Origin of the sequence: Exiguobacterium sp. SH3S1 (assembly GCF_004337105.1) — a bacterium.
GTDB classification, from domain to species: Bacteria; Bacillota; Bacilli; order Exiguobacteriales; family Exiguobacteriaceae; genus Exiguobacterium; species Exiguobacterium aurantiacum_A.
Genome location: NZ_SJUW01000002.1, coordinates 1 through 25,882, shown reverse-complemented (window position 1 = coordinate 25,882; position 25,882 = coordinate 1). Strand labels below are relative to the sequence as shown.

Genomic DNA, 25,882 nt, shown 5'->3' with positions numbered 1-25,882 from the left:
AAGAGCCCTCATCTAGGCGAGGGCTCTTCTTCATGACCGATTATTTTTTGAACAACGTGATCGTCTTCGTCGTCACGTTACCGGCGAGGTCGACCGCTTCGAACGTGAACGTATTCTCTCCTGACGTCACAGGAAGCGTGACTTTTTCAGTTCTTGAGAAAGCGCGCATCTCGTAAGGTGCTTTTAGTGCCTGGCTGAATTTCAAATCACCGTTCACGAGGAGCTTCACTTCATCAAAATTATCTTTGACAGTCACGTTGACGTTGACCGCAGTTTGTTTTTTCCCGATTTGTTTCGGTAGTTTCCCAATCTCGATGACGGCTGGTGTCGCATCGACGAAAATCGTCCGTTGGAAGTTGGCGACGTTTCCAGCCGCATCCTCAGCGACGAAGCGGAGTTTGTGCACGCCATCTATAAATGTCCGATTCGTACTGAAGTCATACCGTTTCGTTGTTTCATTCCATGTGAGCGGGACATCAATCCCATCGACTTGGAATGAGTTGATGTTTGATGCGTCTTGAATCGATCCTTTGATGGGGACGATTGACGTCGCGTAAGGTGACAAAGCGAGCGGCGCGTCCAAGAAGACGCCAGGTTTTTCTGAATCCGTCGAATAGGCGACTGTTTTGGTCGTGCTATTTCCGGCATGGTCGGTGACGCGGACGCTGACTTCATCGGTCTCACTAAGTGGCGACGTGAAGGCATGACTGGCCGACCCGTTTGCAAGTTTGGCGACAGACTTACCGTTCAAGAAGTATTCGACAGAATGGATACCAGAGAAGTCGTCGTTCGCTTTTACGGACAAACTGTCATCTTGCCACTTCGCCGAGAACGTCGGATCTGTATAGTCGACTTTAACCGGGAAGCGGAGCGTCTGTGCCTCTTTTTTCATGTAATCGATGCTCGCTTCGATCTCATAGAAGTACTTGCCGGCCGGGGCCGGGTTACCGTTCAATTGTCCGTCCCATTTGTAGTCGGCTGAGAAGTAGTAAGGTGTATTGCGTCCGCCATCGAAGTAGTTTTTACGCAACTCGTCATCTTGCCGGAGCGTGCGGACGACATCGCCTGACTCGTCGACGATGCGATATTTGACGTCTTTGGCGTTACGAAGGAGCGAGAAGACCGGTGTCGCCACATCTTTTACGTTGTCCCCGTCAGGAGAGAACGCGATTGCGTCGGACGTGAACGACTCATCTAGGTTCATGCCCAAATAATTCCCTGTCTGATCGACCATTCCAGCCGTCTGATAGAACGATCCTGATTCATAGATGGAAGCGTCGAAGATTGGTGCTTTGCCCCAGTCGCCTTCGAAACCGACGAACGGTACGACAAGTCCTGGATTGCCTTCTGCCCCGTTCACATCGGTCAAGCGCACGAAACCGTCGACGAAATAGCCGTTTTCAAATACGTCTTTGGCCGAGACGAGACCGCTCAGCGTCTTTGGATTGAGAACCTGCGCTTTCGAGACGTCGAGCGCGATTTTGAGTTCGACTGTTTGCTTCGCTTTCAGTTTGACCGTATTTGCTTTCTTCCCGTTGATCGTCACGCTGGCGTTTTGGAGTGGTTGGGCCTCCATCGCATTTTGAATCGTCCCGGCCGTCCGTTCGATGGCGAGGTCGGTCTGAAGTGAAGACGAAACATCGTATGACACGACTTTGTCGGATAAGTTCTCGACAACAAGCGTGAACGTCGCCTTGCTTCGGTTGAGTTCTTTTAAGGCAACTTTTGCTTCTTTTGTTGTCTTTTCATAGGCGACGGCTGGCGTTGAGACGGCCGCGTGCAATTGCATCAAACCGGCTCCTCCCCGACGCGGCGTGTATGGGAGGTTCTGATTCAACTGTTGGTTGTATGGACCGATATCAGTCACGGCTTTCGATGTGTTGATCAACAAATTCTTCGCCATCGTTACCCGAGCCGTACCGCTTAAAGCGAACTCGCGATCGACACGTTCGAGCACGAGGGCGGCGCCTCCTGCGACGTGTGGTGCAGCCATCGACGTTCCGCTCATCAATCCGTATTGATCGTCATTCAACGTCGAGAAGATTTGTCCGCCTGGCGCCGAGATTTCAGGTTTGAAATCGAGGTTTGGCGTCACGCCCCACGAAGTAAAGTTAGACAGTGAACCGGCTGCACGGTTAGCGACGCTAATGCGGTCACCTGCGAATTTAATGTTCATTTGTTCACCGGCAACGAGTCGCTGTTGAAGCTCATTTCCGTCTTTAATGCTGAGTGACGCCATCGGGATTTGTGGGTTCGCTAGCGCCATACTGACGTAATCACCATGACCGACGGCACCGCGGACGATGACACCGGCAGCCCCGTTCGCTTCGGCTGTCTTTTGAATGTTCGAGTAGAAATAGGCGCCGTCACGCACCGCGAAGACGATCTTCCCTTTCACGTCTTTCCCGACGTATTGACCAGGCTGTCCGTCACCGACATGGACGAGTTCATAGTCCCCGTTCGTGAAAGCTGGGCCATCTTGTTTCTTCCATCCGATTTTATCTGTCTTGTCACCGGATTGAATCGAGAAAGCGTCCAATTGGATTTGGTCGTTCTCGAGTGAGGCGACTGAAGTCGAGGCCGAGCTCACGCTCGGAGCGCCGACGACGCCGGTATCCGGATTGTTCGCATAAGGAAGGTCGTATCCGTTTCCGAAGTACGCCGAGTTACCAGCTGAGATCGACATGAAGACACCGTTATCGACAGCACGCTGTACCGCTTGTTGCTCGGGTGAGTCGGCATCGACGAAACCGGCCGTCGATCCGAGACTCATATTGATGACGTCGGCGCCGAGTTTGATGGCATCGTCGATCGCTTTAATATAGATATCGCCGTACGTCGAGGCGTAGTTCGGGTCGTTGCTGAATACTTTGAGACCGAGTACTTGCGATTCTGGAGCGACACCTTTCAAACCTCCAGTCGCCTCATCCCCGTTGGCCGCGACCGTACCCGATACGTGCATCCCGTGCATCGAGGCGCCAGGGGAATCATCGCGAATATCATCGTTCTCGTCGTAATAGTTATAAGCGTAAGGAACTTTCTCGTTTATGTAGGCTCCCGGCAAACCGAACTCACTGACTGCCGACTCGACCTCGCCTTGCGTGAGCTCTGCTTTTGTATCGTCGGTTAAGCGGAAGTCGCGATGGTCTGCATCGACACCCGTATCGATGACGGCGACGATCGTTCCTTCGCCGGTATACCCATAGTCGCCCCATGTCTGTTGCGATTGGACCATGCCGTTACTCGTTACCATATCCGGTTTGACCTCGGGACGCTCGTATTCATTGACGATATGGACGTGAGCGACTTCAGGTAACGCTTCAACTTTCTGGACGTCTGTAGACGAGAGCAACGTACTGAATCCGTTGAAGACGGTCGTGAACTCTTCAATCGTTTCTGCTTTCACACCTTTTTTTGAGATGGCGGCTTTCGCTTTTTTCTGTTCGGCTTTGACGAGCCCGTGAGCATTGTCTTTCTCGGCCTTCGTCAATTCATTAAATTTTTTCCCTTTCTTTTTTGCTTGTTCGATGGCAGGTGCACCGACGAGTTCGACGACGACACGCAATTTTTCTTGCTTGTCGGCAATCTCAGCGTTCGGCGTAACGGATCGTTTGGCAAGTACCGGATCTGTTCCGAGTCCGAGCAGCCCAGGTGTCAACGCCAGGCATGTCGCCAGGGAGACGTTTACATAAAATTTAAGTTTTGGCAATTTGAAAATCCTCCAATCGTTTAATTGAGAAGTATATGTATTTATGGAAAATGATAGCCTAATTCGAACTGATAATCCTTGGTTTTTCCGAAATAAAGGGTAATGAATTTGAACAAGTTTAAAAATTCTGACAATTACTTTCGGCCTATCTTTTACTAAAACAGCTAGGTCTAAATTCACGCGTTCAACTCAAGTTTCAAAATTGGGGCGTGATATGCCCTCGAATAAAATGATCCGAACAATTCGCTTGAGATTTTTTTTGAAAATTGGTATGGTCTGAATAGATAAAACATATAAAACTTATCGACATAGTCGGAATAAAGCGGTGGGGTGGAGCAATGGGATTACAGTTCATGGACATTTTTAAGGAATGGGCAACGCAATACGACACGACCGTGGCCGGACATGACGAGCAATATAAAGAAGTGTTCGCAGGTTATGAGGAGATGTTGAGCGAGGTCGTGGATCATCTCGAAGGGAAGGTCATGGAGTTCGGAGTCGGGACCGGGAACTTAAGTATGAAGATTTTAGAACGTCACGAGCTGGTTGCGGTCGAACCGTCACCGGAGATGCGGGCTGTCGCCGCCGAAAAACTTGAGATTGATATTATCGACGGTGACTTTTTAAACTATCCGACGACAGAGCAGATAGATACGATCGTGTCGTCATACGCATTTCACCATCTGACGGATGAAGAGAAACGGACAGCGATTCAAGGTTACGTCGAGCAGCTCGATTCACCGCGATTCGTCTTACTCGACACGATGTTCGCCTCGCAAAAGGCGAAGCGAGACATTCTCGACTGGGCGAGCGGGAACGGTTACGACGATTTAATCGAAGACTTGAACCGTGAGTTTTATCCGTACACGCAAACGATCCAAGCAATGCTCGAAGCGAACGGCTATACGGTCTCGCTGACACAAAAAAATAAATTCGTCTGGCTCGTCGTGGCCACGAAACAATCTGGAGGAACTCAATCATGAAAAGTTATAAAGTCGAAAGTTTTAATTTGGACCATACTAAAGTACAAGCGCCTTACGTCCGTTTAGCGGGTGTGAAAAAAGGGACGGCCGATACGATCTATAAATACGACATTCGTTTCATCCAACCGAACGAGGGACTCATGCCGATGCGGGCCGTCCACTCGCTCGAACACTTGATCGCTGAAAATAGCCGCAGTCACTCGGAGCAAATCGTCGACGTCTCGCCGATGGGTTGCCAGACTGGTTTTTACTGGACGATGTTGAACGATGGAGACTACGAAGCGATGCTCAGCCTCGTCGAAGCGACGTTGCGTGATGCGGTCGCTGCGGAAGAGTTGCCGGCGCAAAACCCGATCCAATGCGGAAGTGCCAACCACCACGACTTTGAGGGCGCAAAAAAATTAGCGGCCGACATGCTCGCGAAACGTGACGAGTGGCACATCATCTTTAAGGACGAAGCGTAATATGCTCGTCAACAACGTCTATGAACTGATCGGGGACACGCCGCTGCTCGAGTTACGGACGTTGCCTGTTCCGAAAGGCGTTAAAATATACGGCAAGCTCGAGATGATGAATCCAGGCGGGAGTGTGAAAGACCGGCTCGGGCTTCATTTGATCGAACAAGCGCTTGAACGCGGCCAACTCGAACGAGGTGGCACGGTCGTTGAGCCGACGGCCGGAAATACTGGTATCGGACTCGCCCTCGCCTGTCAGCGGTACGGGGTGAACTTGATGACGGTCACGCCTGAAAAGTTTAGTCAAGAGAAGCAAGCGCTCATGTCATTGCTCGGCGCGACTGTCATTAACACGGAAACCGAGCTCGGGATGAAGGGTGCGATCGAGCGGGCCAAAGAGTTGGCGCTTGAACATAACGCCTATTTACCTGAACAGTTCTCGAATCCGGATAACCCGGATACGTACGTCGATTCACTCGCCGAAGAGCTATTGCAAGATATACCGAATATCGACGTCTTCATCGCCGGCGCGGGCTCGGGTGGCACGTTCACTGGGGTGGCCGCGGTTCTAAAAAATCACGGCACCCGCAACGTCGTCGTCGAGCCCGAAGGATCAATCCTAAACGGTGGGCAACCAGGGCCCCATAAAACAGAAGGAATCGGTGTCGAGAAGTGGCCTCCATTTTTAGATCGTGAACTCGTCGATGGGATCTATACGATTTCTGATGATGACGCGTTTTATTACGTCGCCCATTTGGCGAAGCAAGAAGGACTGCTCGTCGGAAGTTCGTCCGGTGCGGCCATCGCCGCTTGTGTGCAAGAAGCAAACCGGATGACCAAAGGTGTCATCGTCACGATTTTACCGGACAGTGTCGAACGATATTTAAGTCAAGGAATAGTCAAGGAGGCAGAACATGCGTACAAAAACAGCGCTTATTCACGGCGGTAAGACGACGGACCCGTTGACGGGTGCCGTGACACCAGCCATCTATCAAACGAGTACTTATAAACAAGACGGAATCGGCAATTTGCGGGACGGGTATGAATATTCGCGGACGGCTAACCCGACGCGGACGGCGCTTGAGACGCTGATCGCCGACATCGAAGGCGGGGCGCGTGGTTTTGCGTTCGCTTCAGGGATGGCCGCCATCTCAACGATTCTCATGTTAATGAAATCAGGGGACCACGTCATCGTCGGTTCTGACGTATATGGGGGAACGTACCGTGTATTCAATCGAGTATTTCAATCACTTGGCTTGGAAGCATCTTTTGTCGATACGTCTGACGCGGCGGCAGTCCGCGAAGCCGTCCAACCGAACACGAAAATGATTTATGTCGAGACACCGACGAATCCGCTCTTGAACGTCACGGACATGCGAAGTGTGCGTGACATTGCGACCGAGGCCGACGTCTTGTTCGTCGTCGACAATACGTTCATGACACCGTATTTCCAAAATCCGATTGAGTTCGGTGCGGACTACGTCTTGCACAGTGCCACGAAATATTTAGGCGGGCATAGTGACGTCGTCGCCGGACTCGTCGTCGCCCGGACCGAAGAACTTGGGGAACGTTTGGCGTTCCTACAAAACTCGGTCGGAGCCGTGCTCGGGCCGCAAGACAGCTTCCTCGTCGTGCGCGGCATCAAGACGCTCGCGGTCCGGATGGAAGAAATCGAGACGAACGCGCTCGCACTCGTCGAGTTCTTGACGTCTCACGAGGCGATCAGCCGGGTGCTGCACCCGAGCATTGCCGGCGAGACGGCGAAACAAGTCCATCTGTCACAAGCCCGAGGCTTTGGCGGCATGATCGCTTTTGACGTCGGATCGGCCGAAGCGGCAGAGACGGTCGTTGCGAAAACGAACTACTTCACGCTCGCTGAAAGTCTCGGTGCGGTCGAGAGCCTGATCAGCGTGCCGGCACGGATGACACATGCCTCGATTCCGGCCGAACGTCGGGCAGAACTCGGCATCACGGACGGGCTCGTCCGTATCTCTGTCGGACTTGAAGATGTGAACGATTTGATTGAAGACTTGGAGCAAGCACTTGCGGCCTTGACGACAATCACGAGCTGAACGAACGTGTGACAAGAGGTGCGCTCTCAGAGCGCGCCTCTTTTGTCGTGGGAAGGGTGGAAGAAATCGCTTGAATGTCCGAAACGCATCGACTAAACTGACGATAATTGATTAGGAGAGCGGGTGAACGGATTGAATAAAGGAGTCATGCCCACAATCGGTGCGTACGTCATGTGGGGCATCCTGCCGATCTATTGGAAGTTTCTACAGGAAATACCGAGCAGTCAAATCCTCGCCCACCGTATCGTCTGGTCGTTTCTATTCATTTTACTCGTCTTGAAATGGACGAAACAGTGGACTGAATTCAATTATGCGCTCAGACATCGGGCGACGCGGAACGCCTTTATGTTGAACGGCTTTATCGTCAGTGCGAACTGGTTTGTCTACATATGGGCGGTCAATCACGGCTATATCATCGAGGCATCGCTCGGATATTACATCAATCCGCTCGTCAGCATGGTGTTAGGTGTCCTCGTTTTTCGGGAATCATTAAACCGAGTCCAATGGCTCGCGGTCGGTGTCGCGACGGTCGGGGTGCTCGTCTTGACGTTCGGTTATGGGTCGTTCCCGTGGATTGCTTTCGTATTGGCGAGTACGTTCGGGTTTTACGGGATGGTCAAAAAACGGCGGCCGCTTGCGTCGACGGTCAGTCTAGGCATCGAGACGCTCGCGGTCGTTCCGGTCGCGGTCATCTTCCTCGCCTTCGAAACGTCGCGCGGCGGGCTCACGATGACGGGCGAACCGATTGTTTGGGCCGCGCTCTTAGGCACGGGCGTCATGACGGCGTTGCCGCTCCTGTTGTTCGGTTACGGGGCGCAACATATCCCGTTCACGCTCGTCGGTTTTTTACAGTTCATCGCCCCGACGCTCAGTCTGGCGATCGGTGTCATCTTGTACGATGAACCGTTCACGACGTATCATATCTTCGCGTTCACATGCATCTGGATCGCCATCTTTTTCTTCAGTTGGAACAGCTGGGTCCAAACGCGAAAACGCCGTCAACTTGCATGAAGTGAAAGCTGTTACATTTCTCAAAAACATGATAATATGTTAGATGTCAGACCTATATGTCAGAGGAGGAATTTATTATGGAATTAGCACGTTATATCGACCACACGGCCTTGAAGGCAGAAACAACGAAAGATCAAGTCACAAAACTATGTGCAGAGGCACTTGAGTACAAATTCGCGAGCGTTTGTGTCAACCCGACATGGGTCGCTTACGCTGCCGAGCAACTTAAATTAGATGAGGACGTCAAAGTTTGTACGGTCATCGGATTCCCGCTCGGTGCGAACACACCTGAAGTGAAAGCGTTCGAAACGAAAGATGCGATTGCCAACGGCGCAGACGAAGTCGACATGGTCATCAACATCAGTGCGATGAAAGACGGCGATTTCGACCTCGTCGAACGCGACATCCGTGCCGTCGTCGAAGCAGCAAACGGTACGCTCGTCAAAGTCATCTTTGAAACGTGCCTGCTTACTAAAGAAGAAATCAAAAAAGCGGCTGAGCTGTCAGTCAAAGCGGGTGCAGACTTCGTGAAAACGTCGACTGGATTCTCAACTGGCGGCGCTACCGTCGAAGACATCCGACTCATGCGTGAGACGGTCGGACCGGATCTTGGCGTCAAAGCATCAGGCGGCGTCCGTGATTTCGCAGGCGCACAAGCGATGATCGATGCTGGTGCAACGCGCATTGGCGCTTCTGCTGGAATTGCCATCGTCACAGGCGGGCGTTCGGACAGCGATTATTAATTGAAGTAGTAGTTGACCACACGACTTAATTTCACTATAATGTGGTATGACGTGTGAAACACGTTTCCTTAGTCGTGTAATTCGGAGGGAGGGAAAACTAGTGGAAACTCGTGTCCGTAAAAACGAATCGCTTGAAGACGCTCTTCGTCGTTTCAAACGCGGTGTTGCGAAAGATGGCACTCTTGCCGAAGTTCGCAAACGTCGTCACTACGAAAAGCCAAGCGTAAAACGTAAATTGAAATCAGAAGCTGCTCGCAAGAACAAGAAATTCTGATTGAAGTTTCTTTTGTAGAGAGGGTGTTGGCTCATGAGTCTGCAAGAACGCTTGACGGACGACATGAAGCAAGCCATGCGCGCTAAACAGAAAGATCGTCTCACGACGATCCGGATGGTCAAAGCGTCGCTCCAGAACGAGGCCATCAAACTTGGTCGACAAGATCTTACTGAGGAAGAGGAGCTCACGGTGCTCAACCGAGAGATGAAACAGCGCAGAGACTCCCTCCGAGAATTCGAAAGCGCTGGTCGTGAAGACCTTGCTTCTAAAGTAGCTGATGAAATTGTCGTACTAGAGGTCTACATGCCTAAGCAACTCTCTGAAGACGAAGTCACAGCAATCGTCAAGGCAGCAATTGCCGAGACGAACGCTGCGGGTCCGTCCGATATGGGTAAGGTGATGGGCGTCGTCATGCCACAAGTTAAAGGCAAGGCTGACGGTGGTCTTGTGAACCGAATTGTCAAACAACAATTGACGAATTAATGATAAAAGGCAGGGATCTTTGGAGAAATCCAAAAGTTTCTGCCTTTTTTTGCGTATTATGAAACCACATTCAATCTTGTTTCGTATACACTAGAGATAAGAGGTAGCTTTGGATTTGGAAGGGGGTAGCAATACGATGACATTTGGTCTCGGAGTGATTCTGACGGTGTTTTTCGTCGGGATTGTCCTTCTTGGAATTGAAGTGTTCGTTGCCGGTTTTGGATTGTTCGGGGTCCTCGGGATAGGCGCCGTCGTGGCGAGTTTGATTATGGCAGGTGCCACGATCGGGCAGCTTTGGCTGTCACTTGGTTTAGCGACGGCGCTTGTTGCGGGACTCGGTTTTTGGGCGTACCGTCGACTGCAGTCGAATCGCTCACTCATGTACAAAGGCTTGATTTTGACCGATTCGACGTCGACTGATAAGGGGTATTTGTCTCATGACGACCGTAAGAGGTTGCTTGGGAAAGTCGGCGTCACATTGACGCCGCTTCGTCCAGCAGGTACTGCTGAGATTGAAGGCGAACGAATCGACGTCGTGGCAGAAGGTAGCTATCTCGATGAACAAACAAAAATTGAGGTGTATAAAGTCGACTCGGGACGCGTTGTCGTCCGACGCTTTGTAGAACCGAAGGAGGATGTAACAGAATGACACCAGAACTATTAAGCACGTTACTCATCACAGGTGGGGGATTGATCGCGCTCGCCGTGTTCTTCACGTTTGTACCGGTCGGCCTGTGGATCAGCTCGTTTGCTTCAGGCGTCCACGTCTCCATCTTCACATTGATCGGGATGCGACTTCGTCGCGTCGTCCCGTCTAAAATCATCAACCCGCTCATCAAAGCCGTCAAAGCAGGCATCGGCTTGAACACGAACCAGCTCGAGAGTCACTTTTTAGCCGGCGGTAACGTCGACCGTGTCGTCAACGCTTTGATCGCGGCGCACCGTGCCGATATCGAATTATCGTTCGAACGTGCCGCCGCCATCGACCTTGCTGGCCGGAACGTGTTAGAAGCCGTTCAGATGTCGGTTAACCCGAAAGTCATCGAGACACCGTTCATCGCCGGTGTGGCGATGGATGGGATCGAAGTGAAAGCGAAAGCGCGGATCACGGTCCGGGCCAACATCGACCGCCTCGTCGGGGGTGCCGGTGAAGAAACGATCATCGCCCGTGTCGGTGAAGGGGTCGTCTCGACGATCGGTTCGCAACATAACCATAAACACGTGCTTGAGAACCCGGACATGATTTCACGTACCGTATTGACGAAAGGTCTCGATTCAGGGACGGCGTTTGAAATCTTGTCGATCGATATCGCCGACATTGATATCGGTAAAAACATCGGCGCGGTGCTCCAAACCGACCAAGCCGAGGCAGATAAGAAAATTGCGCAGGCGAAAGCTGAGGAACGTCGCGCGATGGCGATCGCCCGCGAGCAAGAGATGAAGTCATCGGTCGAAGAAATGCGCGCCAAAGTAGTCGCGGCCGAGGCGGAAGTTCCGCTCGCGATGGCAGATGCGCTCCGTAACGGCAAGCTTGGGGTCATGGATTACGTCAACTACTTGAACGTCCAAGCGGATACGCAAATGCGTAATGCGATCGGGCACCCAGTCGAATCTGATAGAGAGTAATCGATATGGATGGATTATGGATCTTACTATTAGTCGCCTTCGGGGTCGCTTCCGCGGTCATGAAGCGACTTGAGAAGTCGTCATCTACAGGAGAAAAGCCACCGAGCACGGATCTGAAACGGTATTTGGATACGGTCGGCGACATGATGAAAGAAGTCGATGGACCACTCAACGATCCGCGAGACGAACGACAGAATAAAGTACCGCAAAAAGTTCGTCGTCGTGTCGCGATTCCGGTCGAAAATTCAGACCGGCACGAGTTTGATCCGAATCGGCACGCACCAAAGTCGCGTGAGTCGCTCCCGAAAGTGAGCGCTGCGTTCGAACAGGCAGTCAAAATCCCTCCGATAACGGAAGCGACCGATTCACGACAGACAGCGCAACCGCGCATTACGATGAAGCAAGCGCGTCAAGCCATCGTCTGGAGTGAGATTCTTCAGCCGCCGGTCTCGAAACGCCGCCGTCGGTAATTTTTTAGCAGTGACTCGATGTCGCTGCTTTTTTTGTGGCTCGAGCTAACGGTCTTTCTTTCACGAACGGCATGATAGTGCTAAAGTAAAGAAGGAACAATCTATAGATGAGGGGGAGAAACATCCATTGATTACGACAGATAAGATACCGTTCGTCATGGAACATGCGAGCGAAGCGCAGGCACTCCTCGGACCGAAAGACGAGGTGTTCCGTGCGATCGAGGCCGAGCTTGCCGTCGCACTTACGCCTCGTGGCGAAGAGCTGATCATCCAAGCCGACAGCGCGGAGACGCTCGAATTGACGAAAAGTGTGATCAAGACGTTGCAACAACTCGTTAAACAAGGTGCACGGTTGAACGAGGGCGATGCGATCAGTGTCATCCAACATATTAAGATCGGCAAAGGGGAAGAACTGCTCGAACATTATGGCCGCGTCGTCTTCACGACGAACAAAGGAAAACCGATCCGGGCGAAGACGGTCGGACAGAGCCGTTACGTCCGGGCCATCGAGAAACGCGACCTCGTGTTCGGGATCGGGCCGGCCGGGACCGGGAAGACGTATTTGGCGGTCGTCCTGGCTGCGCGGGCGCTGAAGGAAGGTCAAGTGAAACGGATCATTTTGACGCGTCCTGCCGTCGAGGCGGGTGAGAACCTCGGTTTCTTGCCGGGTGACTTAAAAGAGAAAGTCGACCCTTACTTACGACCGCTCTATGACGCCTTGTTTGACGTCTATGGTGTCGAACACACGAACCGTCTGCTCGAGCGAGGGACGATCGAAGTCGCCCCGCTCGCTTACATGCGCGGACGGACGCTTGAAGATGCGTTCGTCATTTTGGATGAGGCGCAGAATACGACGAAAGAACAGATGAAAATGTTTTTGACACGGCTCGGGTTCGGGTCGAAGATGGTCGTCACCGGTGATTTGACGCAAGTCGACTTACCGAGAGGGAAAGCGTCGGGGCTTCAAGAAGCGCTCCATCTCCTCGAAGGAGTCGACGGGATTCACTTCGAACACTTTAGCGCCTCAGACGTCGTGCGGCATCCACTCGTCAAAAAAATCATCAACGCCTACAGTACAGATATTACATGACGAAAGGGGGGGCACTGATGCAGCAAGCACGTCATTGGACGGTCGCCACAATCTCCGTCCTCTTTTTTCTCATCCTTGGCGCGATCCTCTACTTTACGGTGCGCCCATCAATCATCAGCGTAGAGCCGCTTGGCATCGCCGCACAAGATATCCGCTCCCCGATCACGATCGAGGACAGGGTCGCGTCGGACCGTCTGAGACAAGACGCGACGAACGCCGTCGGGAGTCAGTTCTCATTACGCCGTGAATTCGCCGATCAACAGATTGCCAAAATCGAGCAATTGTTTGCGGCGTTCGAAGACACGGATGAGGACACTGAACTGTCTGATATCAAAAATCGATTGAACTCTACAGAAGTGAACGGGCTCCTTGCAGACGATGAGTTGAACTCACTCCTGGAGGCGACCGTGAACACGCGTCGTACCGTCGAAGACGTCGCCGTGACGGCGCTTCAAGAAGTCATGGCGAATCGGATCGAAACGAGTTCCGAGTCGATTGCCGAGGCGAGAGACCGGGCGTCGACGGTCATCGACCAATCACCGTTGTCGTTAGAATTCCGAGCGGTCGCGACGAGTTTAAGTGACCAACTGATCGTCCCGAACTATGTTTTCGATTCGGAAGCGACTCGTCAGAAAGAACAAGAAGCGATCGACGCCGTTGAACCGGTCATCATTCAAGAAGGACAGCTCCTCGTCAACCAAGGGGAAGTCGTGACCCGTGAAATCTATCGGAAGCTCGAATTGACCGGTGCGATTGACCCGAACCGTTCGTTCGCGCCTTTGTTCGGTGCCTATTTGCTCAGCGGACTCTTGACGGTCGGATTTTTATTCATGCTGATCCGTTCAAAAATTCAAGAACTTTTGCTCCGACCTAAAATTTTGATTACTGTCTATGGCCTACTATTGCTGCAACTAGGTATTTTCTTCGGCGTCGGTTATATCGGGATCGAGTTCACGACGTATGCGTACGTCATCGCCCCGACGGCGTTCGTCGTCTTATTGCTCCGTATCTTAGTCGATGAACGGGTCGCGTTGGCTTCGGCGCTCATCACGATGATCGCTGGTTCAATTGTTGCGAGCTTTGGCCAAAATACGAGCTTTATGACGGTCGTTTACTTTGCGACCGGGAGTTTCCTGGCTGTCTTTTTGGTCGAACCGAAGATTCAACGGAAACGCTTGTTCCTTTCAGGCGTCTTGCTCGGAATCATCAACATCATCATGGTGCTCGCGCTCCTGTTCTTGCGGAACACGCAAGTGACGTGGGAGATGGTCGCCTATTTATCCGGTTTCGCGATCACGAGCGCCTTGTTGTCGATCGTTCTCACGTTCGGCTTCCTGCCGTTTCTAGAGCCTTGGTTCGGCGTGTTGTCGTCCGGACGCTTAGTCGAATTGATGAGCCCGACGCACCCGCTGCTGCGAAAACTGTTGATGGAGGCTCCGGGTACGTATCACCATAGCATGATGGTCGCCAATCTCGCCGAGTCGGCGTGTGAGGCGATCGGGGCCGACGGTCTGCTCGCCCGGGTCGCGAGCTATTATCACGACCTCGGCAAGACGGAACGGCCGCTCCACTTTATCGAGAATCAACAAAACGGCGTGAACCCGCACGACCGGCTCACACCGGAAGAGTCGGCCGACATCATTATGGCGCATCCTTACGACGGCTCTGATTTGTTGCGGCGCTATAAACTGCCGAAAGAGATTATCGACATCGCCGAGCAACATCACGGGACGTCGCTGCTCAAGTTCTTTTATGTGAAAGCGAAAGAGTCACGAGACGTGTCGGAGTCACGCTTCCGTTACCCGGGACCGAAACCGCAGTCGCGTGAGGCGGCGGTCGTCATGATCGTCGATTCGATCGAAGCAGCGGTCCGGTCGCAAAAACAGCCGACACCGGAGCGGATACGCCAGCTCGTCAGCTCGATCATTCGCGACAAGCTCCAAGACGGTCAGTTCGAAGAGTGTGACTTGACGACGAAGGAAGTGTGGCGTGTCGGCGAGAGTGCGTGCGAGACGTTGACCGGCTTGTTCCATGAACGGATCGAATACCCAGAACTAAAGAAAGAAGGCGAATTACATGCAAATCATCTCGAACGATGAACAAGGGCTGTTGACCGAGTCTCAGCTCGAGTTAGTCGAATCGATTTTAGTTCACGCGGCCTCGGCGGAACAAGTCGAAGAACCGAGTGAACTGTCAGTCACGTTTTTAACGAATGACGAGATTCAAGTCATCAACCAGGAATGGCGCGGCAAAGACGCGCCGACGGACGTCATCAGTTTTGCGTTTGACGAGATGGGAGAAGAAGAGATGGACTTCATGCTCGATGAGGATGAACCTCGTCTATTGGGCGACATCGTCATCTCGGTGGAGCGGTGCCGCGAGCAAGCGGCGGACTACGGTCATTCGTTTGAACGCGAACTCGGCTTCTTGGCGATCCATGGCTTTCTCCATTTGCTCGGCTACGACCATATGACGCCAGAAGAAGAAGCCGAGATGACGGCGCGTCAGGAGCAAGTGCTCGCTCACTTTGAGTTGAAGCGAGGCGAGGTGTGAATCCGTTCTGGTTTGCGGTGCACGGGATCGTGCACGCAGTGCGAACCGAACGGAACATGCTGATTCACCTCATTGCAAGCTTGCTCGTCGGATTGTTTTGTTGGTGGCTCCCGACGACAACGCTTGAAAACCTCATCTTGTTCGGTTGGGTCGTGCTTGTCATCGCTCTCGAATTGATGAACACGGCCGTCGAACGGACGGTCGATCTCGTGACGAAAGACATCGAGCCGCTCGCCAAACAAGCGAAAGACGTCGCGGCGGGCTCGGTCCTCGTCGCTTCGGGCGGAGCAGCCGTAACAGCGCTCGTCATTTTCGGACCGTATTTATTCGCTTTATAATCAATGTATTGGAAATTTAGAAAGCAGGTGCACTATGTATCAAGAAGGTTTTAAATCAGGTTTTGTTTCAATTATCGGACGTCCGAACGTCGGGAAATCGACGTTCTTGAACCGGGTCATCGGTCAAAAGATCGCCATCATGTCAGACAAACCCCAGACGACACGTAACAAGGTCCAAGGTGTCTATACGACAGACGACACGCAAATCATCTTCATCGACACGCCAGGGATCCATAAACCGAAGCACCGTCTCGGCGACTTCATGATGAAAGTGGCGACGAACGCGTTGCGCGAAGTCGACGCGATTTTGTTCATGGTCAACGTAACAGAGCCGCGTGGTGCCGGTGACGAGTTCATCATCGAGAAGTTGAAAGGACTCGACACACCGATCATCCTTGTGATGAACAAAATCGATTTGATTCATCCGGACGAGATCCCTGCTGTCATCGAACAGTATACGAATCAACTTGATTTCGCGGCGTACGTTCCGATTTCAGCCTTGCAAGGCAATAACGTCGAACCGCTCATCGGTGAGATCAAGAAGCTGCTACCAGAAGGGCCGATGTACTATCCGGCTGATCAAGTGACGGATCACCCGGAGCGCTTCATCATCTCGGAACTGATTCGCGAGAAAGTGCTCCATAACACGCGCGATGAGATTCCGCATTCGATCGCGGTCAACATCGAATCGATCAAGAAACGAGACAACTCGGACATGGTCGACGTCGAAGCCGTCATCATGGTCGAGCGTGACTCGCAAAAAGGAATCGTCATCGGCAAGAAAGGTGCGATGCTCCGTCAGGTCGGGACGGAAGCGCGTCATGACATCGAGCTCTTGCTCGGTACGAAAGTGTATTTAAACTTATGGGTGAAAGTCCAAAAAGATTGGCGCAATAAGATGGGCCAACTCCGTGACCTCGGGTTCCGCGACGACGAGTATTGAGCCATGTTACAAAAAGTCACGGGCATCGTCATTCGGACCGTCAATTACGGTGAATCCAACAAAGTCGTGACCCTCTTCACAGAAGAGCTCGGGAAAGTCGCCGTCATGGCACGCGGTGCGAAAAAGCCGGGGAGCCGGCTGCACGCAGCGAGCCAACCGTTCGTCGAAGCCGTCTATATCTTCCCGGCGAGCCGCGGTCTCGGTCAACTCAAGTCGTCTGACGTGATCACGTCATACCCGGAAATCCGTAAAGATGTCGAGCGGATGGCGTATGCCGTGTACTTGCTCGAACTCGTCGATAAAACTGTCGAAGATCGAGTCCCGAATCGGCCATTATACCGAATTTTGAATGACGCGCTCCAAGCGCTGAACGCCGGAATGGACCCTGAGATCATCACCCATCATTTCGAACTCAGAATTATGTATCTGCTCGGCGTCGCCCCGGTCTTGACCGGTTGTGTGCGGTGCAATGATGTGACCGACCCGATGTTCTTTTCCGTGACGTCGGGCGGGTTTCTCTGTTCGCGCCACCAAGAGGCAGGGTCGATTCAGATGAGTGAGCGGCTGGCAAAGTTACTTTACTTGTTGAGCCGGCATGAGTTGTCAGAGTTTAGTAACGTCCCGTTGACGAAGGAGACACGTCTCCTGTTACGGCAACTGTTTGACGCCTATATGGACTCTTACAGCGGACTGAACCTCAAGACGAAACGGGTCCTCGATCAGATGCAGCGACTTTACTTGAACGATGATTGACAATTCATGCAAGGTTCGATACCATAATCTACGATTAGACAAATGAAATAGCGTGCGCTGTGAAGGAAAATGAGTAGTTCTTAAATCATGGGTAAAGCGAGTTCGGGAAGGTGAGAGCCGAACGCCATGAAGAGAGCGAATGGCGATTCCGGAGCGCCCCAATCCAAAGAGTGGCCTCGATACCGAGGCAAGTAGGGTGGAACCGCGGGTAATCCCGTCCCTATGTGCATGGCACATAGGGGCGTTTTTTGTCGTTTCAATACTTTTGGAGGTGTCACATATGAAGCACAAAACGGTGCAAGAAATCATTCTCACGTTGCAAAATTTTTGGGCGTCGAAAAACTGCCTGACGATGCAAGCGTATGACGTAGAAAAAGGGGCCGGAACGATGAACCCGATGACGTTTTTACGGAGTCTCGGACCAGAGCCGTGGAACGTTTGTTATACGGAGCCGTCACGCCGTCCGGCTGACGGTCGATACGGGGAAAACCCGAACCGTCTGTATCAACATCACCAATTCCAAGTCATCATGAAGCCGTCCCCAAACAACATTCAAGAACTCTATTTGGAGAGTTTGGAGTTGATCGGTATCAACCCGCTCGAACACGACATTCGCTTCGTCGAGGACAACTGGGAAAACCCGACGTTCGGTGCGGCCGGACTCGGTTGGGAAGTATGGTTGAACGGGATGGAAATCACCCAGTTCACATACTTCCAACAAGTCGGCGGGATCGAGTGCGACCCGATCGCCGTCGAGATCACGTACGGTCTCGAACGTCTCGCGTCATATATTCAAGAAGTTGAGAGTGTGTTCGACCTCGTCTGGACAGACGGTTTCAAGTATGGCGATATTTTCTATCAGCCAGAGTTTGAACACTCGAAGTACACGTTTGAGCTGTCAGACGTCGATATGTTGTTCACGTTGTTCGATACGTATGAGAAAGAAGCGAAGCGGGCGCTCGAGGAAAACCTCGTCTTCCCGGCGTACGATTACATCTTAAAATGCTCGCACACGTTCAACCTGCTCGACGCGAAAGGCGCGATCTCGGTGACGGAACGGACCGGTTTCATCCAACGTGTCCGCAACATGTCGCGGGCATGTGCGGCCAAATTTATCGAAGAACGGGAACGCCTCGGCTTCCCACTCCTTAATCAAGAGAAAGCAGGTGCCTTGGATGCGTGACCTTTTACTAGAAATTGGACTTGAAGAACTACCAGCCCAATACGTGCTCCGCTCGGAGAAACAGTTAGGAGAGCGCGTGGCGGCGTTCTTGTCGGACGCCCGCGTCGACTTCGGAGCTGTCACGGTCTATTCGACACCACGTCGTCTCGCTGTACTCGTTCGTGACGTCGAGGAGAGTCAACAAGATTTGACGGAGACGCTCCGGGGACCGGCTAAAAAGATTGCGCAAGATGCAGACGGAAACTGGTCGAAAGCGGCAGCGGGATTTGCGCGTGGACGCGGACTGTCAGTCGACGACCTTTACTTCGCGGAAGAAAAAGGGGTCGAATACGTCTTCGCAGATCGTCACGAGTCAGGTCAGCCGACGGCTTCATTACTTGGCGGCCTTGAAGACGTCGTCCGCGGCATGACGTTCCCGAAAAATATGAAATGGGGTACGAGCAGCCTCCGCTACATGCGTCCGATCCGCTGGTTAGTCGCCATGTTTGGGACAGAACAGATCGATTTCGAGATCGAGGGCGTCCAAACAGGTAACGTGACACGCGGACATCGCTTCTTAAGTAAAGGCGACGTGACAATCTCATCACCTGACCGCTATGTGGCCACGCTCGAACAAGAGTTTGTCGTCGCATCTTACGACGACCGTCGCGAACGCATCGAACGTCAAATCGAACAGTTGGCGAATGAACAAGGATGGACGGTGCCACTTGACGCGTCGTTGCTTGAAGAAGTGACGAACCTCGTCGAATGGCCGACAGCTCTGTTCGGTGAGTTTGACGCGAGCTACCTCGACCTTCCTGAAGAAGTGTTGATCACGACGATGAAAGAGCATCAGCGCTATTTCCCAGTCTATATCGGTGACACGCTCCAACACTATTTTGTGACGGTTCGTAACGGTAACGCAGACCATCTGCAAAACGTTGCCAAAGGGAACGAGAAAGTCATCCGGGCACGACTCGCCGATGCCGTCTTCTTCTATGAAGAAGATAAAAAGACGAAAATCGACGACCAGCTCGACCGTCTCGATCGCATCGTCTTTCATGAGAAGCTCGGGACGACAGGCGCGAAAGTTCGCCGCGTCCAACAACTCGCGCTCACGCTCGCTCCACTGTTCAATGCCGATGCTCAGAAAGTCGAACGCGCTGGGGAAATCCATAAATTCGACCTCGTTAGCCAGATGGTTTACGAATTTACCGAGCTTCAAGGCGTGATGGGAGAAAAGTATGCACTCCAGCAAGGTGAGGACAAAGAAGTTGCGGCCGCGATCCGTGAGCACTATATGCCACGCTTCGCCGGAGACGCTTCACCGGCCACGCCGACGGGGGCCGCGCTCGCACTCGCGGATAAACTCGATTCGATTGCTGCGTTCTTCGGGGTCGGCATGATTCCAAGCGGTTCACAAGATCCGTTCGCCCTTCGCCGCCAAGCGCAAGGAGTCGTTCAAATTCTTGGAGATTGGCACGTCGATCTACCAGTCGACAAATTACTTTCACAAGTTGTCGAATCTCAGGTGGAAGCAGGACTTTATGATGCCGATAAAGAACAAGTCAAGGCGCAACTTAATGACTTCTTTATGCTCCGCTTGAAGTATCGTCTGCAAGAGAGACAAGTACGATACGACGTGATTGACGCCGTTCTCACGACTGGTCTGACTGTCGAACAGCTCGACGCTCGCGCGGAGGCGGTTCAAAACATGCTGTCAGACGAGGCGAAACAGTTGATCGAGCAGTTGACGCGCGTCGTCAATATCGCTAAAAAAGGCGAACCAGGACTAGTGGATCCGGCCCTGTTTGAGAATGCTGAAGAGAAAGCCCTTCACGCCGCGGTCGAATCAACGTTGCCCGAGACACATGAAGCGGTCGAAGTGGGCGACTACATGCGTGCCATCACATCACTTCGAGCGCTTGAACAACCGATAAGTGCTTATTTTGAAAATACGATGGTCATGAGCGACGTAGAAACGATTCGCCATAATCGTCTCAGTGAGATGAAGCGACTCGCTACGACGATCGAGCGTGTTGCTGACTTCAGCGCGCTCGTACTCTGATCAAACTAGAGGGGGTTGGCTATGCAGCTGAATGAACGCCAACAGAAGATTGTTGAGATTGTGAGAGTGAACGGACCGATCACGGGAGAGCAGATTGCTCAAGAGTTATCGCTCACCCGTGCCACGCTCCGCCCTGATCTTGCCATTTTGACGATGACTGGAATATTAGAAGCAAGACCACGCGTCGGCTACACGTTCGTCGGCAAACGAAATTCATCGCTGCTCCGCGAAAAACTTGATTCGCTGACCGTTGGTGATTTCATGTCGTCCGCGAAAGTCGTCAGCAATGAAATGACCGTGTATGATGCGGTCGTCACGTTGTTCTTAGAAGATGTCGGGTCGTTGTTCGTCGTCGGAAAAGACAATGAACTTGTCGGGGTGTTGTCCCGCAAAGATTTACTGCGGGCGGCCATCGGCAATCAGGACCTCGACCAATTGCCTGTCAACGTCATTATGACACGGATGCCGAATATTACCGTTTGTGAAAAAGGTGAGACGCTCATTCGGGCCGGGATGAAGTTGATTGAGAAACAGATTGACGCCATGCCTGTCGTCGAAGAGAAGGATGGTTCGCTCATCGTGCTCGGCCGAATGACGAAGACGAACATGACCAAGGTGTTGATTGCACTTGCCAACGATGAATCGTTCTGAGGAGGAAATTGGTTTGATAAACAAACAACTCGTATTTGTCGTGAGTGACTCTGTCGGAGAAACGTGTGAGCTCGTCGTCCGGGCGGCAAGCATCCAATTCCATGAGAATGCGATCGAGACACTCCGGATTCCTTTCGTCGAAGACGAACAGACGATTCATGATGTCGTCACGCAGGCTAGAGCCCAAGGAGCGGTGATCGCCTTCACGCTCGTTAACGAAGAACATCGCTCATTGCTCGTGTCACTCGGTAAAGCGTATGACGTCAAAACGATCGACCTGCTCGGTGATCTCCTCGACATCTTATCGGGAAAACTGGGGGAGAGTCCGCGTGAGAAACCGGGTCTGATCTATCGTCTAGACGAGGATTACTTCCGTAAAATCGAGGCGATGGAGTTTGCCGTCAAGTATGACGACGGACGCGATCCGCGTGGCTTGAAAAAGGCTGATATCGTCCTCGTCGGTGTGTCTCGCACATCGAAGACGCCGCTGTCACAATATTTGGCGCTAAAACGTTATAAAGTCGCTAACGTCCCGCTCGTGCCGGAGTCGCGTCCGCCCGAAGAACTGTTTGAGCTGTCACCGGATAAGTGTGTCGGTTTGATCATTTCGCCGGACAAGTTGATTTCGATTCGAATGGAGCGTTTGAAATCGCTCGGTTTAAAACCGGAAGCGGATTACGCTCAACTCGAGCGAATCAATCGGGAACTCGAGTACGCGCGAGGGATATACGAACGAATCGGCTGCGAGGTCATCGATGTGACGAATAAGGCGGTCGAAGAGACGGCAGGGATCATTTTACGTCAGCTTGAACAGTCGAAAGATGACTGAGCGCTCGCATTAGTAATCGACGCGTGTTAACGGTATAATAGAGTATTGACACGATAGTGAAACGGAACGTGGTGAGCGTTCCGTTTCGTTGCGAGATTGGATAGGGAGTGGTGGAGTTGCCACGGATACCGGATGAAGTCATTGCGGAAGTGAAACAAGCCACGGATATCGTGGACTTGATCAGTGAACGCGTTGAATTGAAGAAACAAGGCCACCGTCTTGTCGGACTTTGTCCGTTCCACTCGGAAAATAGTCCTTCTTTTTCCGTATCGCCTGAAAAAGGCATGTATCATTGTTTCGGTTGCGGTGCTGGCGGGAACGTCTTTACGTTCGTCATGGAAACGGAAGGGTTGTCCTTCCCGGAAACGATTGAGCGCTTAGCGACACGGGCAAACATCGCTGTAGAAGGGGTGGCCGGTGACGAAGAGCTGACACGCGATCAAGTCGTTCGTAAACAAATGCGTGATGCTCATCGGATCATCGCCGACCTGTATCACGAGGTATTGATGAAAACCGAGGCCGGAGAAGTCGGCTTGACGTATTTACGTGAACGCGGTTTGGCCGAGACGACGATCGGGCAGTACAAAATCGGATACGCCCCTGATCAACGCCGCTTCACCGTCGATTCACTCGAGCGAAGAGGGTTCGACCTAGAAGTCATGGTCGAAGCAGGACTTATTTCTAAATCTAGATCCGGTGAATATTTTGACCGGTTCGAAGGAAGAGTCGTCTTTCCGATTGCGGATCGAGACGGCACAATCGTCGGATTTAGCGGCCGTGCGATTGACGACAGACAGCCCAAGTATGTAAATACGGCGGAGACACCACTCTTTAACAAGAGTGAGCTGTTATTTGGATTTTCACAAGCACGTGCATCGATGCGGAAACAAAAACGGGTGCTCCTCGTCGAAGGGAACGTCGATGTCCTCCAAGTCGCCCAAGCCGGGACGGCCGAGGTCGTCGCTTCACTCGGGACGGCATTTTCATCGCAGCATGCCCGGGCGTTGTCACGGATGGTCGATGAAGTCGTGATTTGTTACGACGGAGACCATGCCGGACAAGAGGCGACGCTCAAAGTCGTTCGCATGCTCGAGGCGTATCCGCTCGACGTCCAAGTGCTCATGCTACCGGAGAAGACGGACCCGGATGATTATATTCGGACGAACGGTCGGGAGCAATGGCAACGTTTTGTCGAATCGGAACGCTTATCCGTCCTCGATTTCATGAACCGGACGCTTCGGCGCGGGAAAAATATGAATCGAGAAGGAGAACGGATTCGGTTTATTGAAGCGATGCTTGGGGAAATCAGCAAGACGGACAACTCGATTCGCCGCGATTTATATTTAAAAAAATTGGCGAACGAGTTTGACATTCCTGTCGAAACGCTAGCGAATCGAATGCCGCGACCGGTGTCGAGCCAAGTGCAGGCATCGCCAGCGCTTCGTGAACCAGAACCAATCCGTAAACGATCGAGTAAGGCGAATGAACCACGTTTTGTGAAGGCCGAAAAATTACTGTTACGGGCGATGCTCAGCGGACCGGAACGGGTTCGCTTCGTCCGCGACCGACTCGGCCTAGCTTACCAAGATGAGATTCATCGCATGTTGGCGACGGCGTTTTATGAGATCGTTTCAGAAGATATGACGCTTGAAGAGTTTGAGCAGGTCATGCCGCCTTTTATGGAGCGTCACTGCGACCAACGTCCTGACTATGCCAACCGCTATGCAGAGATTCGGCTCATGTCAGCGCCTGATGATCTGACTGAAGAGGTTTTAGATGAATACATTAAGGTGATAAACAGTTATGAGGAACAGCGTCAAATCGAGCGAGCAAAAAGGGAAATCGGGCAGGATGCCGAAAGTATAGTAGACCAGGCATCGAAGCTACAAGAATTGATTACCCGGAGTCGCCGCTTACGTGAACGATGAACGTGAAGGAAGTTTGGAAGGAGTTGAACTGCTAGATGGCAGAGAAGAAAAAAGAGGATTTATTTAACGCCATAGACGAACTTGAAAAGTTGGGGAAAAAGAAGGGTGTCGTATCGATGCAAGCGATCCAGGATCGCCTCAGCCATTTTGAGGTCGATTCAGATTTTATCGATAACTTCATTGAAGATTTAGAAGGCAAAGACATCCGCGTCACAGAAGATGCGGCCGATGCCGAGGAGACTCCTACGAAAAAAGAAGACGAAGAGGTCGACTTGAATGATCTGGCTGTCCCGCCAGGAATTAAAATCAACGACCCGGTCCGGATGTACTTGAAAGAAATCGGCCGTGTCGATTTGTTGAGTGCCAAAGACGAGACCGAACTCGCGAAGCGAATCGAGCAAGGCGATGACGAGGCGAAAAAACGTCTCGCTGAAGCCAACCTTCGTCTCGTCGTCTCGATCGCGAAACGCTATGTCGGTCGCGGTATGTTGTTCCTTGACTTGATCCAAGAAGGAAACATGGGTCTGATCAAGGCAGTCGAGAAGTTCGACTACATGAAAGGGTTCAAGTTCTCGACGTATGCGACGTGGTGGATTCGTCAAGCGATCACACGTGCCATCGCCGACCAAGCCCGAACGATCCGGATTCCGGTCCATATGGTCGAAACGATCAACAAATTGATCCGTGTTCAACGTCAATTGTTGCAAGACCTCGGGCGTGAGCCGGCTCCTGAAGAGATTGCCAAGGAAATGGAATTGACGCCTGAGAAAGTTCGTGAGATTTTAAAAATCGCGCAAGAACCGGTGTCGCTTGAAACACCGATTGGTGAAGAGGACGATTCGCACCTCGGTGACTTCATTGAAGATCAAGATGCGATGGCACCTCAGGATGCAGCAGCCTACGAGCTGCTCAAAGAACAACTCGAAGACGTGCTCGATACGTTGACAGACCGGGAAGAGAACGTACTCCGTCTCCGCTTCGGGCTTGATGACGGTCGGACGCGCACGCTCGAAGAAGTCGGTAAAGTGTTCGGGGTCACGCGTGAGCGGATCCGTCAAATCGAAGCGAAGGCATTACGGAAGCTCCGTCACCCGAGTCGCTCGAAACGCTTGAAAGACTTCCTCGATTAATCGTGTTTTTGAATAAAATGTGAAGTTTTAGAAGAAAGGAAGGAAAATGAGTGATTTTCCTTCCTTCTTTATTGTTTTTTGAGTAAAATAGTGATGGGTAGAAATTTGGAAAGAACATGAGGGGGAAATACAATGCGTAATCCATTGTTACCGTTTGCAGCGATTGCGATCGTCGCAATCATCGCTATGGTCTCATTATCGTATTTTGGCGTAAACCAAGCGCAACAAGCCGCTGAAGGTCCAGCCGTCACCGAGATGAACCCGGAAGACTTGTACGCTGCTAAAGGCTGCACAGGTTGCCACGGCGGAAATCTTGAAGGTGGCGTCGGTCCGGCGTTGACTGGAGTCGGAGAACGTTTGTCTGCTGAAGAAATCGCGAACATCATCGTCAACGGTCAAGGTACAATGCCGGCCGGTCTCGCGTCTGCCGAAGAAGCCGACGTGCTCGCGACATGGTTGATCGAACAATAAGGGTGAGGCGTACTGAACTGAGCCCTGTTTTTCGGACAGTTTAATAAAAAGTGCGTCGTCTTTTATGCGGCGATCAGATGGCTCCGGTATTGCTCCGGAGTCATTTTTTTTAGGTTCCATTGCTTGCGTTCACTATTGTA

25 protein-coding genes are annotated in these 25,882 nt (G+C 52.1%); 24 read left to right on the top strand and 1 reads right to left on the bottom strand.

The features are described 5' to 3' along the window. Positions 1-40: 40 nt before the first annotated feature. Positions 41-3,709, bottom strand: a complete 3,669-nt coding sequence (locus EVJ26_RS02910; RefSeq protein WP_131469709.1) for a S8 family serine peptidase — start codon at positions 3,707-3,709, stop codon at positions 41-43. A 338-nt stretch (positions 3,710-4,047) separates the two neighbouring features. Between EVJ26_RS02910 and EVJ26_RS02905 the strand changes: the two genes are divergently transcribed. The 24 genes from EVJ26_RS02905 (at position 4,048) to cccA (ending at position 25,742) form a co-directional block, all read left to right on the top strand. Further along, positions 4,048-4,692: a class I SAM-dependent methyltransferase gene (locus EVJ26_RS02905; RefSeq protein ID WP_131469708.1), complete on the top strand. Its 645-nt coding sequence runs from the start codon at positions 4,048-4,050 to the stop codon at positions 4,690-4,692. Next, positions 4,689-5,156 (top strand): S-ribosylhomocysteine lyase, encoded by a 468-nt coding sequence (locus EVJ26_RS02900; protein ID WP_016508081.1) that lies wholly within the window; start codon positions 4,689-4,691, stop codon positions 5,154-5,156. The genes EVJ26_RS02905 and EVJ26_RS02900 overlap by 4 nt, the downstream gene beginning before the upstream one ends. 1 nt (position 5,157) lies before the next feature. Then, a complete protein-coding gene (locus tag EVJ26_RS02895; RefSeq protein ID WP_131469707.1) occupies positions 5,158-6,096 on the top strand; it encodes a PLP-dependent cysteine synthase family protein in 939 nt (312 codons plus the stop codon). Beyond that, the gene (locus EVJ26_RS02890) at positions 6,062-7,219 is read left to right on the top strand and encodes a bifunctional cystathionine gamma-lyase/homocysteine desulfhydrase (RefSeq protein WP_070326988.1); all 1,158 of its coding nucleotides are present in this window, start codon (positions 6,062-6,064) and stop codon (positions 7,217-7,219) included. The genes EVJ26_RS02895 and EVJ26_RS02890 overlap by 35 nt, the downstream gene beginning before the upstream one ends. A gap of 147 nt (positions 7,220-7,366) precedes the next feature. Further along, complete coding sequence (rarD, locus tag EVJ26_RS02885; RefSeq protein ID WP_236634008.1) at positions 7,367-8,230, top strand: EamA family transporter RarD; 864 nt, start codon at positions 7,367-7,369, stop codon at positions 8,228-8,230. A gap of 77 nt (positions 8,231-8,307) precedes the next feature. Continuing rightward, positions 8,308-8,973 (top strand): deoxyribose-phosphate aldolase, encoded by a 666-nt coding sequence (deoC, locus tag EVJ26_RS02880; RefSeq protein WP_070326989.1) that lies wholly within the window; start codon positions 8,308-8,310, stop codon positions 8,971-8,973. A 79-nt stretch (positions 8,974-9,052) separates the two neighbouring features. Then, entirely contained in the window at positions 9,053-9,247 is a 195-nt protein-coding gene (gene rpsU / locus EVJ26_RS02875; protein ID WP_286203271.1) for a 30S ribosomal protein S21, read from the top strand. A 33-nt stretch (positions 9,248-9,280) separates the two neighbouring features. Continuing rightward, on the top strand, positions 9,281-9,730 hold the full coding sequence (locus EVJ26_RS02870; protein WP_070326991.1) for a GatB/YqeY domain-containing protein: 450 nt from the start codon (positions 9,281-9,283) through the stop codon (positions 9,728-9,730). Positions 9,731-9,866: 136 nt separating this feature from the next. Then, positions 9,867-10,379, top strand: a complete 513-nt coding sequence (locus EVJ26_RS02865) for an NfeD family protein (protein WP_070326992.1) — start codon at positions 9,867-9,869, stop codon at positions 10,377-10,379. Continuing rightward, positions 10,376-11,356, top strand: a complete 981-nt coding sequence (gene floA / locus EVJ26_RS02860) for a flotillin-like protein FloA (RefSeq protein ID WP_016508066.1) — start codon at positions 10,376-10,378, stop codon at positions 11,354-11,356. The genes EVJ26_RS02865 and floA overlap by 4 nt, the downstream gene beginning before the upstream one ends. Positions 11,357-11,361: 5 nt before the next feature. Further along, a complete protein-coding gene (locus tag EVJ26_RS02855; RefSeq protein WP_131457991.1) occupies positions 11,362-11,826 on the top strand; it encodes a hypothetical protein in 465 nt (154 codons plus the stop codon). A gap of 127 nt (positions 11,827-11,953) precedes the next feature. Next, a complete protein-coding gene (locus EVJ26_RS02850) occupies positions 11,954-12,916 on the top strand; it encodes a PhoH family protein (protein WP_370276247.1) in 963 nt (320 codons plus the stop codon). Between the two features lie 17 nt (positions 12,917-12,933). Then, entirely contained in the window at positions 12,934-15,015 is a 2,082-nt protein-coding gene (locus EVJ26_RS02845) for an HD family phosphohydrolase (RefSeq protein WP_236633362.1), read from the top strand. Further along, on the top strand, positions 14,993-15,469 hold the full coding sequence (gene ybeY, locus EVJ26_RS02840; protein WP_131457992.1) for an rRNA maturation RNase YbeY: 477 nt from the start codon (positions 14,993-14,995) through the stop codon (positions 15,467-15,469). The genes EVJ26_RS02845 and ybeY overlap by 23 nt, the downstream gene beginning before the upstream one ends. Then, positions 15,466-15,807 carry a diacylglycerol kinase family protein gene (locus EVJ26_RS02835; RefSeq protein ID WP_070326996.1) on the top strand — a complete coding sequence of 114 codons (342 nt, stop codon included), beginning with the start codon at positions 15,466-15,468 and terminating at the stop codon, positions 15,805-15,807. The genes ybeY and EVJ26_RS02835 overlap by 4 nt, the downstream gene beginning before the upstream one ends. A gap of 34 nt (positions 15,808-15,841) precedes the next feature. Then, positions 15,842-16,750, top strand: a complete 909-nt coding sequence (era, locus tag EVJ26_RS02830; RefSeq protein ID WP_070326997.1) for a GTPase Era — start codon at positions 15,842-15,844, stop codon at positions 16,748-16,750. Between the two features lie 3 nt (positions 16,751-16,753). Beyond that, positions 16,754-17,503, top strand: a complete 750-nt coding sequence (gene recO / locus EVJ26_RS02825; protein WP_131457993.1) for a DNA repair protein RecO — start codon at positions 16,754-16,756, stop codon at positions 17,501-17,503. A gap of 280 nt (positions 17,504-17,783) precedes the next feature. Continuing rightward, a complete protein-coding gene (gene glyQ, locus EVJ26_RS02820) occupies positions 17,784-18,686 on the top strand; it encodes a glycine--tRNA ligase subunit alpha (RefSeq protein WP_016508054.1) in 903 nt (300 codons plus the stop codon). Next, the gene (gene glyS / locus EVJ26_RS02815) at positions 18,679-20,733 is read left to right on the top strand and encodes a glycine--tRNA ligase subunit beta (protein WP_131469706.1); all 2,055 of its coding nucleotides are present in this window, start codon (positions 18,679-18,681) and stop codon (positions 20,731-20,733) included. The genes glyQ and glyS overlap by 8 nt, the downstream gene beginning before the upstream one ends. 21 nt (positions 20,734-20,754) lie before the next feature. Then, on the top strand, positions 20,755-21,384 hold the full coding sequence (gene ccpN, locus EVJ26_RS02810) for a transcriptional regulator CcpN (protein WP_070327000.1): 630 nt from the start codon (positions 20,755-20,757) through the stop codon (positions 21,382-21,384). Next, positions 21,371-22,213, top strand: coding sequence for a pyruvate, water dikinase regulatory protein (locus EVJ26_RS02805; protein WP_131467930.1), 843 nt, complete (start codon positions 21,371-21,373; stop codon positions 22,211-22,213). Before ccpN ends, EVJ26_RS02805 begins: the two co-directional genes overlap by 14 nt. 110 nt (positions 22,214-22,323) lie before the next feature. After that, positions 22,324-24,141 carry a DNA primase gene (gene dnaG / locus EVJ26_RS02800; RefSeq protein WP_236634022.1) on the top strand — a complete coding sequence of 606 codons (1,818 nt, stop codon included), beginning with the start codon at positions 22,324-22,326 and terminating at the stop codon, positions 24,139-24,141. A 35-nt stretch (positions 24,142-24,176) separates the two neighbouring features. Next, positions 24,177-25,271: an RNA polymerase sigma factor RpoD gene (gene rpoD, locus EVJ26_RS02795; protein WP_016508087.1), complete on the top strand. Its 1,095-nt coding sequence runs from the start codon at positions 24,177-24,179 to the stop codon at positions 25,269-25,271. A gap of 132 nt (positions 25,272-25,403) precedes the next feature. Further along, complete coding sequence (gene cccA / locus EVJ26_RS02790) at positions 25,404-25,742, top strand: cytochrome c550 (RefSeq protein ID WP_070327002.1); 339 nt, start codon at positions 25,404-25,406, stop codon at positions 25,740-25,742. Positions 25,743-25,882 lie beyond the last annotated feature (140 nt).